The organism is uncultured Flavobacterium sp. (assembly GCF_951805225.1).
Classification (GTDB): Bacteria; Bacteroidota; Bacteroidia; order Flavobacteriales; family Flavobacteriaceae; genus Flavobacterium.
Map to the genome: position 1 here is coordinate 4,826,523 of NZ_OX638201.1, position 15,599 is coordinate 4,842,121.

14 protein-coding genes and 2 tRNA genes are annotated in these 15,599 nt (G+C 32.7%); 8 read left to right on the plus strand and 8 right to left on the minus strand.

What is annotated here, in order from left to right:
• The first annotated feature begins 159 nt into the window (after nucleotides 1-159).
• From WN975_RS20105 to WN975_RS20120, 4 genes are all read left to right on the plus strand, one after another.
• Entirely contained in the window at nucleotides 160-741 is a 582-nt protein-coding gene (locus WN975_RS20105; protein WP_337968040.1) for a DUF4136 domain-containing protein, read from the plus strand.
• A 142-nt stretch (nucleotides 742-883) separates the two neighbouring features.
• Nucleotides 884-2,083, plus strand: coding sequence for a helix-turn-helix domain-containing protein (locus WN975_RS20110; RefSeq protein ID WP_337968041.1), 1,200 nt, complete (start codon nucleotides 884-886; stop codon nucleotides 2,081-2,083).
• A 56-nt stretch (nucleotides 2,084-2,139) separates the two neighbouring features.
• On the plus strand, nucleotides 2,140-3,108 hold the full coding sequence (locus WN975_RS20115) for a transporter (protein WP_337968042.1): 969 nt from the start codon (nucleotides 2,140-2,142) through the stop codon (nucleotides 3,106-3,108).
• A gap of 96 nt (nucleotides 3,109-3,204) precedes the next feature.
• The gene (locus WN975_RS20120) at nucleotides 3,205-4,362 is read left to right on the plus strand and encodes a BamA/TamA family outer membrane protein (RefSeq protein WP_337968043.1); all 1,158 of its coding nucleotides are present in this window, start codon (nucleotides 3,205-3,207) and stop codon (nucleotides 4,360-4,362) included.
• Nucleotides 4,363-4,435: 73 nt separating this feature from the next.
• Here WN975_RS20120 and WN975_RS20125 read toward each other — a convergent pair whose 3' ends face one another.
• Together WN975_RS20125 and WN975_RS20130 are read right to left on the minus strand one after the other, a co-directional pair.
• Nucleotides 4,436-5,296 carry a type II CAAX endopeptidase family protein gene (locus WN975_RS20125; protein WP_337968044.1) on the minus strand — a complete coding sequence of 287 codons (861 nt, stop codon included), beginning with the start codon at nucleotides 5,294-5,296 and terminating at the stop codon, nucleotides 4,436-4,438.
• A 78-nt stretch (nucleotides 5,297-5,374) separates the two neighbouring features.
• A complete protein-coding gene (locus WN975_RS20130) occupies nucleotides 5,375-6,172 on the minus strand; it encodes a helix-turn-helix transcriptional regulator (protein ID WP_337968045.1) in 798 nt (265 codons plus the stop codon).
• Between the two features lie 243 nt (nucleotides 6,173-6,415).
• On the opposite strand from WN975_RS20130, the gene WN975_RS20135 reads away from it, so the two are divergent.
• From WN975_RS20135 to WN975_RS20145, 3 genes are all read left to right on the plus strand, one after another.
• Complete coding sequence (locus WN975_RS20135) at nucleotides 6,416-7,612, plus strand: C1 family peptidase (RefSeq protein WP_337968046.1); 1,197 nt, start codon at nucleotides 6,416-6,418, stop codon at nucleotides 7,610-7,612.
• Between the two features lie 234 nt (nucleotides 7,613-7,846).
• The gene (locus tag WN975_RS20140; RefSeq protein ID WP_337968047.1) at nucleotides 7,847-8,521 is read left to right on the plus strand and encodes a hypothetical protein; all 675 of its coding nucleotides are present in this window, start codon (nucleotides 7,847-7,849) and stop codon (nucleotides 8,519-8,521) included.
• A gap of 30 nt (nucleotides 8,522-8,551) precedes the next feature.
• Complete coding sequence (locus WN975_RS20145) at nucleotides 8,552-10,075, plus strand: hypothetical protein (RefSeq protein ID WP_337968048.1); 1,524 nt, start codon at nucleotides 8,552-8,554, stop codon at nucleotides 10,073-10,075.
• An 83-nt stretch (nucleotides 10,076-10,158) separates the two neighbouring features.
• Here WN975_RS20145 and WN975_RS20150 read toward each other — a convergent pair whose 3' ends face one another.
• The 4 genes from WN975_RS20150 to WN975_RS20165 form a co-directional block, all read right to left on the minus strand.
• Entirely contained in the window at nucleotides 10,159-10,398 is a 240-nt protein-coding gene (locus WN975_RS20150; protein ID WP_337968049.1) for a DUF2188 domain-containing protein, read from the minus strand.
• Between the two features lie 31 nt (nucleotides 10,399-10,429).
• Entirely contained in the window at nucleotides 10,430-12,544 is a 2,115-nt protein-coding gene (locus WN975_RS20155; protein ID WP_337968050.1) for a DEAD/DEAH box helicase, read from the minus strand.
• A 4-nt stretch (nucleotides 12,545-12,548) separates the two neighbouring features.
• Nucleotides 12,549-13,499 carry a DUF1837 domain-containing protein gene (locus WN975_RS20160; RefSeq protein ID WP_337968051.1) on the minus strand — a complete coding sequence of 317 codons (951 nt, stop codon included), beginning with the start codon at nucleotides 13,497-13,499 and terminating at the stop codon, nucleotides 12,549-12,551.
• Nucleotides 13,500-13,799: 300 nt separating this feature from the next.
• Nucleotides 13,800-14,192 carry a helix-turn-helix transcriptional regulator gene (locus WN975_RS20165; RefSeq protein ID WP_337968052.1) on the minus strand — a complete coding sequence of 131 codons (393 nt, stop codon included), beginning with the start codon at nucleotides 14,190-14,192 and terminating at the stop codon, nucleotides 13,800-13,802.
• Nucleotides 14,193-14,468: 276 nt separating this feature from the next.
• Between WN975_RS20165 and WN975_RS20170 the strand changes: the two genes are divergently transcribed.
• The gene (locus WN975_RS20170) at nucleotides 14,469-15,164 is read left to right on the plus strand and encodes a hypothetical protein (RefSeq protein ID WP_337968053.1); all 696 of its coding nucleotides are present in this window, start codon (nucleotides 14,469-14,471) and stop codon (nucleotides 15,162-15,164) included.
• Between the two features lie 234 nt (nucleotides 15,165-15,398).
• Here the strand turns inward: WN975_RS20170 and WN975_RS20175 are convergent.
• Nucleotides 15,399-15,472: transfer RNA gene (locus tag WN975_RS20175), tRNA-Asn, on the minus strand.
• 39 nt (nucleotides 15,473-15,511) lie between these two features.
• Nucleotides 15,512-15,585, minus strand: a tRNA-Asn gene (locus WN975_RS20180).
• Between the last annotated feature and the right edge of the window lie 14 nt (nucleotides 15,586-15,599).

Genomic DNA, 15,599 nt, shown 5'->3' on the forward strand with positions numbered 1-15,599 from the left:
AAATAATTTATCTTTGAGTGTGAGGTAAGATATTGTAAAATAAGAAGTTGCATTAATTCGACGCTTGTTTTAGGTTTACTTGCCATTCGGATAATATTTATTCAAGATTTTATAATTCCTAGTTAAACTAATTTAATCATTAATTTAAAATACCAAAAAATGAATATTAAAAGAAAGAATCTTCGCATTATCCCAATGTTGTTATTGGGTATTTTTTACAGTTGTTCACCAACCGTAAAAGTTACAACTGACTATGACCATGCTGCTAATTTTAGCGAATATAAAACTTTTGCATTTTATGATTTAAAGGCGCAGGAAGGTCAGATAAATCAATTAAATGTTGATCGAATTACCAAATCAATCCGTGCAGAACTTACTAGTAAAGGATTTACCGAAACTACTATTAATCCGGATTTAAAAGTAAACGCAGTATCTATTTTAAAAAATAAAACATCAGTATCAGCAAACACAGACTTCTATGGTTATGGCGGAATGTATCGTCCATACGGATATTGGGGCGGCGGTGCTATGATGGGAGGAGCAAATACAACATTTAATACTTACGATTATGTTGACGGCTCACTTGTAATTGATATTGTGTCTTCAAAAACTCAAAAACTAATATGGCAAGGTATCGGTAATGCCGAAATTGACAGCAAACCGGATAATCCTGAAGAGTTTATTGCTGCTTCAATCAAAAAAATACTTGCAGGTTTCCCTCCGGGATTGGCAAAAAAATAAGACTATAATGGCTTAAAAATTTAAGATACTATACTTATCAAACCCCAGATAAGTATAGTACTTGATAAATTGACGATTGACTTCTTTTTAAATCTACTTTAAAAAAGAAAAGGAATATTTTTAATAAATCAAGCTTAAAATCATGATCGAAATAGTACTCTCAATTTTCTTTTTTATTGCAACTATAGTTGGTTTTGCAACATCGTTTATGGTTCTGTTTTCAAAAAAAAACTATTCAAAAAGTTTTTTTCTGGGACTGTTTCTCTTTAGTCTTGCGGTTGTAAGTATTTATAATTTTTACTTGTCAGCAACTGTTTTTAAAAATTTTCCGGATCTGTTTAGAATTACAAAATCATTTGTTTTTTTAGTCGCACCTTCTGCTTTCTTATATGTTCGAAGCATATTGTTTTCGAACAAAATGTTTCGAAAATATGATTGGCTTCATTTTTTACCTTTCATGGTTTACTTTAGTTTGACCGTTTTTGTATGGGCAGGAAATTCTCTTGGTATTGATGCTGTTCATTATATTTCGGATAAAATAAATAGTCCTTTTTCGATGCTAAGTTTAACAGTTTGGCTGTCGTATGCATTTTGCCAGACAATGATGATTTTAAACTACGATTTAAAAAGCATCAAAGAAAATCACTTTAACAGAGTAAAAATTTTAAGCTGGATCAGAGTATATAATTTGATGATTTTGTTTTTGTTTTCGGCACTTTTTGTACACTATTTTTTGGTTAGCAAAGTAGATACTATTGATTTATCTTGTTATGTTTTAATCTCGGCAGTGCTTGTTTTTACAGTTGGCTGGCTTTATTTTAAACCTCAGATTTTTTACGATACAGATGAAGTCGAACATCATGATTATGATTTTGCTGAGGATGATTTGGTAATAGAAAAAACACATGAAACTAAAAACATATTACCAATTATAAAAGAAATAACTACAGAAAAAAAAGAACTATATCTGGAAAAATTAGAAAGCATTTTTGTTTCAAAAGAGCTCTTTTTGAAAAAAGATTTAGTGATTCGTGATATATCTGATGAAACCGGAATCTCGGTTCATCATCTTTCAAATTTAATCAATTCAGAATTTAATCTTCATTTTCAGGATTATGTAAATCTAAAAAGGATCGAATATTTTAAAGAAAAAATAAACGATCCGGAATGGAAGGATTTATCTTTAGAAGGCATGGCTTGGGGCTCCGGATTTAAGTCCAGAACAACCTGTTTTAGAGCCTTTATAAAACATACCGGAAAATCGCCTTCTGAATACTTCAAAGTAATTAGGTTTAATCCTGAGAAAACAAATACTTATTATTTTAAACCAACTTCAAACTAAAAAAGAAGGTTGTAAAAAGTAGTTGTGTAATCTCATTAATGTTTAAAATAACAACTATGAAAACAAAATTTAATCAAAGACAAGCAACAAAACTCGTACTTGTCTTAGCGCTTTTGTTTATTTGTTTGTCTGGTAATGCGCAACTTAAAGGCGGTCACATACTTGGTGCTATGGGATTGCAATCAGGAACACAAACACCTGAAAACACTTTAAGTGTGTATGTACCCGGATATTTTTATGCTGCATCATCACTAAGAAATGCCGACGGAGATAAATCAATCGCAAATCCGGATCTTAATATGTTTATTACAGGAGTTGGTGCAACTTATGTAAGCGACTTCAAAATTTTAGGTGCCAATTATGGAGCAACAGTTTTGCTTGCATTTGCATCCAATAGAATTCAGGGAAATACTTTAGATTCAAAAAGTCCTTTTGCCTTAACGGATACTTATATCGTACCAATTCAATTGGGCTGGCATAATAAACGAGCCGATTTTGTTTTTAGCTATCAAATGTATTTACCTACCGGAAAATTTGAAGTTGGAGCTTCTGATAATAGTGGTTTAGGAATGTTTATGAATGAGTTTTCGGCTGGAACAACTTTGTTTTTTAATGACAAGAAAACCTTTCATTTTTCGGCTTTAGCCTCCTATGAAATAAACGGAAAAAAGAAAGATACTGATATTAAAACCGGAGATCTTTTAAGTATTGAAGGAGGTTTGGGAAAAACATTCTATATGATGAATGCCGAGAAAACAGCTCCAAAAGGAATATTGAACGCAGGATTAATTTATTATTTGCAATATAAAGTAACAAACGATCAGATTCCGGTTCCAATATTTGGTACGATCGAAACAGACAAAGACCGAGTTGGAGGAATTGGAGCCGAGATTAATTACTATCATATTGGCTGTAGTACTTCGGCAGGATTTAGATGGATCGCTGAGGTTGAGGCAATAAATAGATTTCAGGGAAATACATTTTTCTTAACGTTGGCGCACGTATTTAGTTTCAAGAAAAAATAGCTTAAGTAGATTTCTTGTAACTTTTTTGTTGACGTTTTTAATAATACAGTTATTTCTAAAGTTGTTTAAAAGGCAAATAAATATTCAGTTTCTACTATGAAAAGCACAACTCACATGCGTAAAATTGCCCTATTAAATCTTTTCTTCATCTTGTCATTTTCTACAATGATGGGGCAAAAACCACATATTAGCGTAAAAGATTCTCTTGATGGAGCATTCGATTTAAGCGACTACATTATTTATGCACATGGTTTTATTGTCGTTCCAACCTTAATAACTGAGCCAGCTTTAGGAGGAATTGGTGGCGCAATTGTACCTATTTTTCTAAAAAAACACGCTCCGGTTATTGACGAAAACGGAAAAAAACGATTTATAGATCCTGATATTACCGGAGCAATGGGAATGTATACCGGTAATAAAAGCTGGGTTGCAGGAGCATTTCGGGCAGGAAGTTTTATAAAATCAAAAATAATGTATCGCGTTGGCGCTGGTTACGGAAATGTAAACATGTCTTTCTATGAAAATATGCCCAGCGGAAAAGACAAAGAAATAGACCTTAATTTTCAATCTTTCGTGTTTTATACGCGGGTTATGAAACAATTTAGAAATGCAAAATGGAGCGCCGGACCACAATATTTTTTATTGGATTCTAAAATTAATTTCCCAGATTTAAATAATCTTCCATCGTTTGCAAAGCTCAAAGATATTAATAGTACTGTCAGTCAATTGGGAGCAGCGCTTCAGTTTGACGGACGTGACAATATATTTACACCAGATAAAGGAATGCGATTTCAGGCAGATTTCTTTTGGTCGGATAATGCAATAGGAAGTGATTATGACGCCTGGCGAGTAAATTTATCTGCAATAGGATATTATCCTTTAACTAAAAAATTAATTGGCGGACTTAGGATAGAAGGGGAGGAAGCGTTTGGAAGTCCGCCTTTTTATCTTCGACCAGGAATTAATTTAAGAGGAATTCCGGCAGCAAGATATCAGGGAAAAGCAAGTATTGTAACTGAAGCAGAGTTAAGATGGGACGTTTACAGAAGATGGAGCGTAATGGGTTATGGCGGTCTCGCAAGTGCTTTTAACGATTGGGATAAAGCTTTTGCAAAACCTGTAGTTTACAGCTACGGAACCGGTTTTAGATATTTATTGGCTCGAAAATTCAAACTGCGAATGGGTGTCGACGTTGCAAAAGGTCCAGAAGATTGGGCATATTACGTAGTTTTTGGAAGCAATTGGTTGCGATAATAAATAAAAATTCCCAACGTAATTATTGGGAATTTTAAAGTGTTTTTATCTAAAAAAATAAAGCCTGATAATCTTATTTTTTCCAATATGGTTTAATGATTTTATTTTCTTTATGAATCAAAATCAATAATAAAATAGTTCCTAAAGCACAAAATACAATTGCCTGAATTGATCCTTCGGGACCAAATTCTCCTCCGGTTATAAATTCCGGACCTTGTATTTTTGCTGTTAATAAACTCTTCGTTTTTTCGTTTCCGGATGTTATGGCTCCATAAATTCCCGACTGTGTAAAATTCCATGCAAAATGTAATGCAATAGGCATCCATAAATTACGACTGTAAATAAAAGCAGCGCCCATTAAAAAACCTGCAGTAGTAATACAGATGCTCGAAATCAAAGTTCCGTTAGGATTTGCCAAATGTAAAACTCCAAATAGTATTGAAGAAAAAGTCAGAGAAATATAAGTTCCCAGTTTTTCTTCCATAATTCTAAATATAATTCCGCGTACCAATATTTCTTCGATAATGGCGACTGTAAACATAATCGCAAACGGAATCAGGATAAACGAAATTGGGTTAATGTTTACAACGCTGTAATTTCCGTTGAGGTACATTACTAAAATAGTAAGCGATTGTAGAATAAAACCAATTAAAACTCCAATAGTAATATTCTTTAAAAGTCCTTTTGACGCAAATTCTGTTACAGTTCTTTTGTCGTATTTTCTAAAGAAAAGAATATAACTGAAAATGCAGGATGCCGAAACAAAAAGCCCTTTTAGAAGATTGCGATAATCTTTATCGAGCGAAGTTAATCCCAGTAGTTTTACGGCAATTTGTTGACCAATAATTACAACTGCCATAAAAGTAAGTATCGCCAGAATAATTTTGGTTACAGGAGAATTAAAAGTTCTTTGTTTTAAAGTAAGCGTTTCCATTTGATTGTGTTTTATCATTTATGATAAAGCAAAATTAGGCGACACCAAAACCAAAAAATAGAATGAAATTTGCCTCTGCTATAATTTCTGAAATTGTTTGGGTAAAAATCCTGTTTGACTTTTAAAAGTTCTAATAAAATGGCTTTGGTCCGAAAATCCGCATTGAAAACCAATTTCGGTTAAATTATCTTCGGTGGATTGAATCAGCGAAAGCGAACGATTTATTTTAATTCGGCGCATATATTCTCCAAGTGTACAGCCAAAATATTTAGGAAAATGTTTCGAAATTGTAATTGGGTTTAAGTTTAAAACCGTTGCAAGATCCTGCAAATTTGGATTCTCATTCCAGCAATCGTTCAATAATTCTTCGAGACTTTTTACCCAAAACGGACTTTTATCAAAGCGTTCTAAATGAACATTAGAATTGGATATTTGAGCAAACAACATCTTAATCGTGTCGCCCGAAAAAGTATCATCGACCTGAGATTCTTTAAATATTTTTAGAATCAAAAATTTGGTAAGCGTAGTATTTTGAACAGATTTTTCGATAATGGCTTCAGAAATTTGAAGTTCTTTCAACAGATCTTCTTCAACTTCAATATTGATATTTTTAGACGGAAAAAGAGTGTTTTGATTCAAATGCAATTCATCGCTGTGATAAAATAGTAACGAACCCGGACCAATATTTTCGCTGAAATTTTTACGTTTTTCTGTTGTTCCGCCTTTTAGAAATAGCGTAATATGTGCATTATTATGCGAATGCCAGCCTTCGTAAACCTTACTTTTATACTCAGTTTCAACAACAGCAATTCCTTGCGTGTTATTAAAAATATTTTTGGTATTGCCTAAGTATTTCTCTTTTTCGAGTTCGTACATCTGGGTGGTATTTGCTGCAATTACGAGAACCAAATTACTACATATTCAGGAATAATAAAATAGCGATTGATTTTGATTCTAAAACACTTAACCATTTTATCATATTTGTAAGGTTTGTTAGCTTAATAAAAAGATTTTGTAAATATTAACGGTTATAAGTTAGTTTTTTTAGCTAAAATTTAATTGTTTTGTAACAAAAAGTAAATTACGACTACTAATTTATTAAACAATTAAACAATCATTATGAGTACATTTTCATTCAAATCAGTACTTGCGGCTTCTGTTTTTTTTGCTGGAGCAACAGGCTGTTTTGCACAGGACATTTTAGTAAACTCACTAAAACTGAATGCAAGCGAAAAAAGTAAAGAAGCTTTTAAATTTACAGAGCAAATTAATCTGGGAACAACTTCTGTAAAAACACAAGGATCTTCTGGAACTTGTTGGAGTTATTCTACAAATTCTTTTTTAGAGTCAGAAATGATTCGTTTAGGAAAACAACCAGTTGAATTGTCACAAATTTATTCGGCTAGAAATGTTTATGTAGAAAAAGGTGTAAATTATGTTCGTATGCACGGAGCAGTTACTTTAGGTGACGGTGGAGCTTTGCATGATGTAATTAATATGTATAAAAAATACGGAACCGTTCCTAGAGAAGTTTATACAGGATTAAACTACGGAACAGACAAAAATAAATTTGGCGAAATGTCAGCTCTTATCGAAGGAGTTTTGGCTGCTGTTGTAAAAAATCCAAATGGAGAATTGACTCCAAACTGGCAAAAAGCATATGCTGCAGTTATCGATTCTTATTTAGGAAAAGTGCCGGAAAACTTTACATACAAAGGAAAAAACTATACACCACAAACTTTTGCTAAAGAAGTAGTAGGAATCAATCCTGATGAATATATCGAAATGTCATCATTTACAACTTCTCCATATTACCAAAAAACAACTATGATGGTGCCGGACAACTGGTCATTTGATCAGGTTTACAATGTAAAAGTAAATGACATGACTGATGTTATTGACAATGCATTGAAAAAAGGATACACTGTAGCTTGGGCAACTGACGTAAGTGAAAAAAGCTTTAGCTGGAAAAACGGTGTAGCTTATGTACCAACAAAGAAATTTGATGATATGACTGCCGAAGAAAAAGCAGATATGTTCAACGGACCAAAAGCAGAACCAGAAATCACTCCGGAAATGCGTCAGGCTGCGTTTGATAACTACGCAACAACAGACGATCACGGAATGCATATTATTGGTCTTGCAAAAGATCAAACCGGAAAAGAATATTACATCGTAAAAAATTCTTGGGGAGAAACAAACGACTACAAAGGTTTCTTGTTTGTAACCAAAAATTTCGTAAAATATAAAACTACTGCCTTAATGGTAAACAAAGGCGGAATTCCAACAGATATCGCTAAGAAATTAGGAGTTTAATTTTATTCCGATTTTAAAATAAATAGAAAAGCGCTGCAAGTAATTGCGGCGCTTTTTTTTTTGAATTTTTTATGCATTTTGATCTTTCTTATAAATAATTAGCGTTATCTAAATCAGGTATAACTACTGGTTTGAATTGTTTTTTGTATCCATAAATTCGTCATGCTTAAGTAATTAAGAGGCAGTTCCCGAAAAGCCTTAACAGAGTAGGGATATCCAATAAACGATTTAACCATGTCAACAACCCCAGTAATCACAGTACCAATTACAGATCAACAACATCTGTTATTTTTATTTATTCCTTTAAAAAAAGGCTTTTTAACCGAGGCAATGGGAGCAGCCCAAAAAGTTAAAGAAGCTGCAGCTCCATTAACCGCTCCAACCGGAGATTTGCGCAAAACAACCGGAGTGCATTATTTTACGATTTATGCCCAAGCAGACGGAGTTCCGACTCCGGGAATACCTGTTCCGGGATTTCAATCCTTTCCAGGAAAAGATGTATTAGTGGTAACGTCTATATATGATGGGCAGTTTGATGCCTATATCAGTGCTTTTTTTGAAATTGATGCCATTGTGCAAGGCTTAAATGGTTTATTGCATTTAATGGATGAAAGCGGAATTCCAAATGTAGATGCTAATGGAAAAACATCAGCAAATTATATCGCAAAAATGGGAGGAGTTAAGAAAAATGCGCTTGCGTTTTACTGTTTATTAATGCGTTACAATTTTGGAGATCCAATTTTATCTGCCGGAGACAAAAACGGAAAATATGTTTTTGGAACTAATTTTCCAGGACTTACAGTAGCAAAAATCATCGATAACTATCCAAATGCTGATAAAATATGGCCACCAGTTCAGGGTGAAGTAAGTTATGATTTTCCTAAATCTCAAAAACCGGATTGTAAATAGTTTAAAATCTAATTTTAATAAAGATAAACTATGAGCAATTCAAATCAGGTTGAAATGAACGATGTGCAGGGATTAATATTACGGGGATATAATTTCCCTCATATCCGGTACATTATTTTAAGTATAAAAGATATTGCCGGAGCACAAAAATTCTGTTCAGATCTTGCTTCGGGAACTGGTCCCGGAGGTTTGTCTATTACCACTGCAGAGCCTTGGGAAAACATGCAAAAACCGGAGTATTGCCTGAACATTGGTTTTACATATTCAGGTTTACAAACTCTTATAGGCGCAGTTAATTGTGGTACAGTAAATTATTATTCAAGTGATGAGGTCGTTGTGTCTTTTACAAATGGAGCCGCTAGTGATGCGGCTACAATGGGCGATACAGGCGAAAGTGCTCCTGAAAACTGGTGGAAAAACGGAGGCTGGATACCAAAAGAACCACCAAGCGCTGACGGAAGTGAGCTTCATATTCAATTAACACTTTTTACCTTAACGCCCGAAAACAGAGAAAAATATTATTCGACTTTGTTGAGTATGATAGCAGAAACGCCATCTGGACCCGCAGTAGTTCCGGTATATTATCAGGATTCAGATCCTATAACCGTCGATGGAAATTCAGATTATGTACATTTTGGTTATCGTGATAGTTTGTCGCAGCCGCGAATTGATGATATTTTGTGGAATAAACCCAAAATGCTAAAATTAATGGGTGTAAGCACTATCGATGACAGACCAAAAGTACCTCTGGACCGTTTTGTAATCAGTCAGGATGCATCAGATTATAATGCACATACGCTATTGGTAAACGGTACTTTTGCCGCATTTAGATTGTTGTATCAGGACGAAGCTAAATTCGAAGCATTCATTCATTCAGATAGTAAAACTTCGCCCGAATTAATGGCGGCTAAAATGTGCGGACGATGGCGCGACGGCACACCTCTTGTGGTATCACCGGATAAAGAAGATAAAAGTCTGGGAGAACCGAGTACTAAAAACTTCAATTTTACAAATTTCAATTATTTAGCACCAAGCCCAAATCAGCAAGGTGATCAAAGTAGTGACGAACTTGGGTTAAAATGTCCTTATGCAGCGCATATACGAAGAGCAAACCCAAGGGATGACATAGATGTTACCGGAAACAATAATAATGCTCAAACGCATAGAATTTTAAGACGTGCATCGCCTTATGGTCCCGTATATGATCCTGCCGAAAAACCAGGCATACAACGCGGATTGGTGGGATTATTTATTGGTTCTGTTCTTGATTTTCAGTTTCGCTTTGTTACCAAACTCTGGTTAGAATTAGGCGGTTTTAGAAATCCTGATGCTTCGCCCAATAGCAGTGGTGTTGATCCTCTTTTTGGACCACAGGTTGCCGATACTAATCCTGGTGATTTTACTTTTGCCTATAACAAAAATGGTACTTATGATCAAACTCCAAATCTTAGCCGTTTTATACGTACAGATGGAGGTTTATATCTTTTTTTACCCGGAATTACAGGTTTAAAATACATTGCCGAAGGAAAGATTCCAGAACCTCTTACTTATTAAATTGAGATTGTTAAGAATTTACGTTTTTTATACAAAATAAATAGAAAAAGCGCTGCAAGTAATTGCGGCGCTTTTTTTTGAAATTATCCTGGAGTTTGAGATGGATCACTACTTTTTGGGTAAGTTCTTTCTTCTTGAAATTTACCATCTTTTTTGTGAATAATTACATTTGAATTACCATCATAATTTTTTGCAATTTCAATAGTCTTTTGAACAACTTCTTCTTTAGTAGTTCCTATTACTGAAGCTCTTTTACCGTTTTCAAGTTCTCCTTTCCAGCCGTCTTCTGTTTTTGTGACATGATATGTCTTTCTTTCTGCCATAATTTTTTAATTTTAAAAGGTTAATGAAATTTTAATTAGTTGATTTTTTTTTGTTTACTCGTATCCCATCGTAAAAATATTCTATTATATATTTGTCAAAAGTTGTTAAATTATTAATTGAGAGTATTTTTTCAATGCCGATTTTATTGAATAGCTCAATTGTGTTATGAATGTTTAATTCTTTATCATAAAAGTTTATAATTTTATAATTATGGATTTTTTTAGATATCATTCGAGGCATGCCAAATTCTTCTAATTGATAAACTACAGTAGGTAAGAATCCATGAGAGGCTAATGTTATAAACCTTGATATATCATAATTTTTGTCTTTTAAAATTTCTTTTTGTAGGATATTAATATCCGTCATTAATGAAGCTAACTTAAATGTTACTTTTCTTTCTAATTTAAAAAAATCGTCTACTCCAATTTCATATGGTTCCAATTCTCTTAATAATTCAGGAATAGACTTAAACCAATTGTTTCTCAATATTTTAACAAATTCGACAAATGGTTTGTATTCAGATTCCCAGCCTCCAGGTTGAACTTTTATGATTTTGTATAACATTCTATCCCATTTTGAGGTATAGAATGAGTTTAAAAAACCTAAACCATTCCATTCATGCGGACTTGTTTTCATTTCAATTGCAATTCTTTTTATTAATTCAGCATCACTTGATTGAAATATGTTTTGTGATTGTAATCTTTTAAAACTTTCTTCTCCAAGAATCTCAGACATTTCTTCTTTGTAAAGTATTATCTTTGCCACTTGCTCCCTAGTTAATGAACTTCTATATTTTTTTTCGTCAAGATCACCTAAAATTTCATCAGGAAAAGGGATGTCTAATTGTGTTTTTTCTTCAATAGGAGGTTGATCCAAAATAAAGATTTTTCCAATAAAATGTCTGAACATACGGCCTCCTCGACCCATTATGTTTCTATATGTAAAATCATTTAATCTTGCCCGACCTTTACCACTTCTATTAGCCCAGATAATAACATTTTCTGCAGATGTATTAACGCCTTCAATTATCGATGAAGTTGAAATGATATTTTCTAATCCTTCTTTTTCTTCAAATAACCTTACTTGTATTTGGCTTAATGAACGATGTAACCTTCCGTTATGAATTCCTGATCCTCTTTTTACAAGTTTTGTTAGCCCCCAATTGAAATCATAGTTTTCTCCAAGCCAGTTGGAAAAATCATTTAAAATAGGTCTGTCTCTTTCAGCAGAACTAGTTAGTAATAAGTTAGATACTTTTTCAATATTGGTATATGTTCCAGCGTATATTAGTGATTTTGTTGATTTTAATTCTAATATTTCTAAAAGTTTTTTACTTTTTAATTCGTCATCATTATTTATTTCATTGAAATATTCAAATTTCTCTAAGTAAACGGTATTGAAATCAAGGGGGTAAAATTCCATTCCCTCAGTAAATGGATTCTTCTGTAAATTACTAATATTTGGTGCTAGAAAATATCTTTGTTTTGCAATTTTACCTAATTTTAAAATTGCTTTTATAAGAGTAGGAGATCGCTCTTTGTCAAAATTTGAACTTGCTTTATAGAACTCATCAATTATTAAAATATCAAGTTCTTTTATTTTGTCAACATAATTTATTGCTCGTTCTTGAGGAAAAATGAAAATGTTTTTATCTGCCAATTCAACTTCTGTAGTTGTTATTATTTTATATTCGTTTGCAAATTTTTTATATAGTCTTCTTCTTGTTTCATCTGTTAATGCTATTGTTGGAACGATAATAACCACATTTGCTGGCTTATTTATTGAAATGTAAGCGTCAATTACGAAGCTTTTACCGAAACTTGTTGGAGCACTTACAGCTACACTCTCTCCGTTAATAAGTTTCTTTAATAAATTAGATTGTTCACGGTGAAGTGTAAGTGTTTCTTCTTCTCCTGTGTCAACTTTAAATGCTTCATATACAAATCGATCTTTCCAATTTGCAGTTTCTAAATCTAAATATGGATATAATCCAGTTTCTTTGATTAAATGATTAACGAGCTCTGAGTATGGAATGTTTTCTTTCTCGTGATGATCAAGAAGTTTTATTAATTCGTTTCGAGCTTCGGATTCTTTATTTTCAGAGAGAAAATCATTCACTGTTCTGCAAACTTCAAATATTTCCATAATATTAATTGTCTTGTTTTTTGTAATGAACGACATTATCTACAAATGATTCGATAATTGGTTCTTTCTTAGGTATTGGGAAGAGTATAAGATGAAAATGTATTTCAGAATATTTAAAAATAGATTTACCAACTTTATTAATCTGTTTCTTGAAATAGGACTCTGCTCTTTCTTTGTGAAAATCAATGATCTCATCTTTATATGCTTGAGATAATTCATTATTGGTAGCTGTAACTTTGCATTCATGTAGTAAAAGTATCGGAATGTGTAATTTAGGTTTTAGCAAATCTATTGAAGTGCCGTAAGACAATAATTTTGAGATTTCATTATATAAATTTTCTTTACCATTTAAAAAATCTTTTAAATCACTAATACTAGTTATGATGCTATTTTCTTTTTCTAATTTTTCAGTTTGTAGTGAATTTTCAACAGAATTAACAATAGAATATAATCTTTCATCTTCTATACTATTATAAAATTTTGCCTCTCCAAACCAAACAGAAAAAGTTTCGCCTTCTTCCACAATATGTACGCTGTCGGCACCTTTTGCATTGTCTTGTGGGTTTTGCTTATAGAATATTTTAGGGACGACAGGCATTGCATTATAGTGATGCTTCATTATTCCATAAAGTACTATTTCTGCTAATTCGCTTCCTTGACCGTCTTGGTCTTTTAGTAAATCTGTTAAGCGTAATTTTTTAGCAGCTTCAGTCAGACTAGAATGTGATCTGTCAATAAGAGCAAGTCTTTCTTTGTATGATAATGCTGTTTCTGCAATATTGTCCCATATAAAGTCTTGAAACTGTTTGTATCTCCATTTACCATCTGCATAATCATTTATTATGCTTAATACTTGTTTTTTATCTATAGGATTTAAAGCGGAATCTGTCTTTAGTTTGATAAATGAATCGTCAAATAAAACTTCGAAATTGACAATGGTTTTTTTTGCATTCATATTTATGTAGTTGTTCGATTATGGAAATGAGAAAGGTGTAAATAAAATGCTTAAAATCCATACGTATAAATACCTGTTTTTAAGGCTGATAATTTAGATAATTGTAAATGTAGAGTTGTAATTTCTATTCGTTTTACGGTTTTCCATAATTTGCTGAATTAAATTTAAAGTGTAACTTGAAAATGAGAAAAAGTAAAAGATAAGCAGGTCTGTAGGAAATATATGAACAAAAAAAGACCATCATTAAATGATGGTCTCTTTTATCGTTCTTATTAATTTATATATTTTCAAAAAGAAATTTTATTTTCCTTTCAACAACTTCTCCAGATATTCAACTTTCTCTTTTTCAGCCAAAACCAAACGCTCATAAAGTTCCACAACTTTATCAAGAGGATTGAAACTGCAATTGTAATTAAGTCCAGCATTAACAATTCCATTATCTTGGTAAGTATTTCCAATAACATTTAAAACCGCTTCTTCAGAAAAATTCTTAATTCCTTCAACAGACACGCCTAAAATTTCGGCAATTGCCTTCAGTTTTTCCTCATCTATTGTTTCGCTGTTTTCAATAGCCGAAACCGTTTGTTGGCTAATTCCTAAAGCTTGTGCCAATGCTTCCTGTTTCATATCACGAAGTTCACGAATACGGCTAATTTTTCGCCCTATATGATTTGGTTTTGTTAGTGTGCTCATGATTCAAAGATATTTAAAATTCTCGAGAATTTAAGGTTATAGTAAATTACAGATTTGCTTCTGTGCGATACATTTTTTAATGTTTGCAGTGCGCTAAACAAAAATACGATTTTTCGTATAGATAATAATTGAATCTATTATCGAAAGCTTAAATAATAGTTTTAACAGGAGGAAAACAAGCACTTAAACGACTTTTAAAGTCATTCACAGGGATAATAAAGTAAAAAAGAGAACATGAAGTATCTTTATTGTTGCAAACAACTAAATAAAGTCATCATGAAAACTACTACACTACTTTTTACCGTACTTGTATGCGTGTTTTCTTTTAACTGTTTTGCTCAGCGCAGTTCCAAGAGCGCTCCTGTCATTGCAGCAACAGGAAATGCACATTTGCAGTCCAATAATACCTCAGATGGTAATGATCTTGTTATAGAGTCTTATTGTGTCGAAGAAACGATCAATATGACCTTTGGAAGAAGAGTAACCAGATACGAAGTATCAAAACTAGACATGGTTAATACCTACGATCTTGGTCCAAACAATACCAGAACAGTAACTCCAATATACAAAAAGCCAAAAATAAAAACAGTTGAAGTTGGTATGAATTCAAAAGCTTTTGTTGATAGCACCAAAGTAGTTATTAAACCCGTTAAGGTTGAGGTTCTGGCTCCGTCAAAAAAAGAGAAATTTGTTAATATCAATGTTGTAAATACTTATGAGAAAATCATAGACAAGGGTTATAAATCTTTGGATATGCTCAAAAAAGTAGCAGACAAATCCTATTTTGACAATGACATGGAAACCGCAGCCAAATATTACGCACAGCTACTAGAAGAAAATACAGATTTAGATTCCATATACTATTATAGATATGCACAATCCCTAAAAGAAAGCAACCAACCCGAAAAAGCAAATGAGATGATGATATTGTTCGAAAGTAAAAACCTGGCAAATCAGGTTGCTAAGAAGTGAAATTTTATATCTTATTTATAATATAGCTAAAAATAAAAGATACTTATATAAATACAGTAGAAGGTTTATTTGATCACTTTCCTGAAGTCGGGAAGGTGATAGAGCTAGCAAAGGAGTAAAATATCTTATTGATAATAAAAAAGCTCTAAAAGAAGCAAAAAAGGAGAATAAGCAAATTTAAAATATTAAAGTAAAAAAAAAAGACTATCATGAAAATGATAGTCTTTTTTTAAGCTCCCCCTCTTGGGCTCGAACCAAGGACCCTCTGATTAACAGTCAGATGCTCTAACCAACTGAGCTAAGGAGGAATCACCTTAAAGGTAAATATGTTTGCTAAAAAAAAGTTGCTCCCCCTCTTGGGCTCGAACCAAGGACCCTCTGATTAACAGTCAGATGCTCTAACCAACTGAGCTAAGGAGGAAGTTGTTGTTCTTT

Bases quoted from the DNA above. Each gene is read 5' to 3' on its own strand.
- WN975_RS20105 (WP_337968040.1), top strand. From the start codon at position 160: ATGAATATTAAAAGAAAGAATCTTCGCATTATCCCAATGTTGTTATTG.
- WN975_RS20110 (WP_337968041.1), top strand. From the start codon at position 884: ATGATCGAAATAGTACTCTCAATTTTCTTTTTTATTGCAACTATAGTT.
- WN975_RS20115 (WP_337968042.1), top strand. From the start codon at position 2,140: ATGAAAACAAAATTTAATCAAAGACAAGCAACAAAACTCGTACTTGTC.
- WN975_RS20120 (WP_337968043.1), top strand. From the start codon at position 3,205: ATGAAAAGCACAACTCACATGCGTAAAATTGCCCTATTAAATCTTTTC.
- WN975_RS20125 (WP_337968044.1), bottom strand. From the start codon at position 5,296: ATGGAAACGCTTACTTTAAAACAAAGAACTTTTAATTCTCCTGTAACC.
- WN975_RS20130 (WP_337968045.1), bottom strand. From the start codon at position 6,172: ATGTACGAACTCGAAAAAGAGAAATACTTAGGCAATACCAAAAATATT.
- WN975_RS20135 (WP_337968046.1), top strand. From the start codon at position 6,416: ATGAGTACATTTTCATTCAAATCAGTACTTGCGGCTTCTGTTTTTTTT.
- WN975_RS20140 (WP_337968047.1), top strand. From the start codon at position 7,847: ATGTCAACAACCCCAGTAATCACAGTACCAATTACAGATCAACAACAT.
- WN975_RS20145 (WP_337968048.1), top strand. From the start codon at position 8,552: ATGAGCAATTCAAATCAGGTTGAAATGAACGATGTGCAGGGATTAATA.
- WN975_RS20150 (WP_337968049.1), bottom strand. From the start codon at position 10,398: ATGGCAGAAAGAAAGACATATCATGTCACAAAAACAGAAGACGGCTGG.
- WN975_RS20155 (WP_337968050.1), bottom strand. From the start codon at position 12,544: ATGGAAATATTTGAAGTTTGCAGAACAGTGAATGATTTTCTCTCTGAA.
- WN975_RS20160 (WP_337968051.1), bottom strand. From the start codon at position 13,499: ATGAATGCAAAAAAAACCATTGTCAATTTCGAAGTTTTATTTGACGAT.
- WN975_RS20165 (WP_337968052.1), bottom strand. From the start codon at position 14,192: ATGAGCACACTAACAAAACCAAATCATATAGGGCGAAAAATTAGCCGT.
- WN975_RS20170 (WP_337968053.1), top strand. From the start codon at position 14,469: ATGAAAACTACTACACTACTTTTTACCGTACTTGTATGCGTGTTTTCT.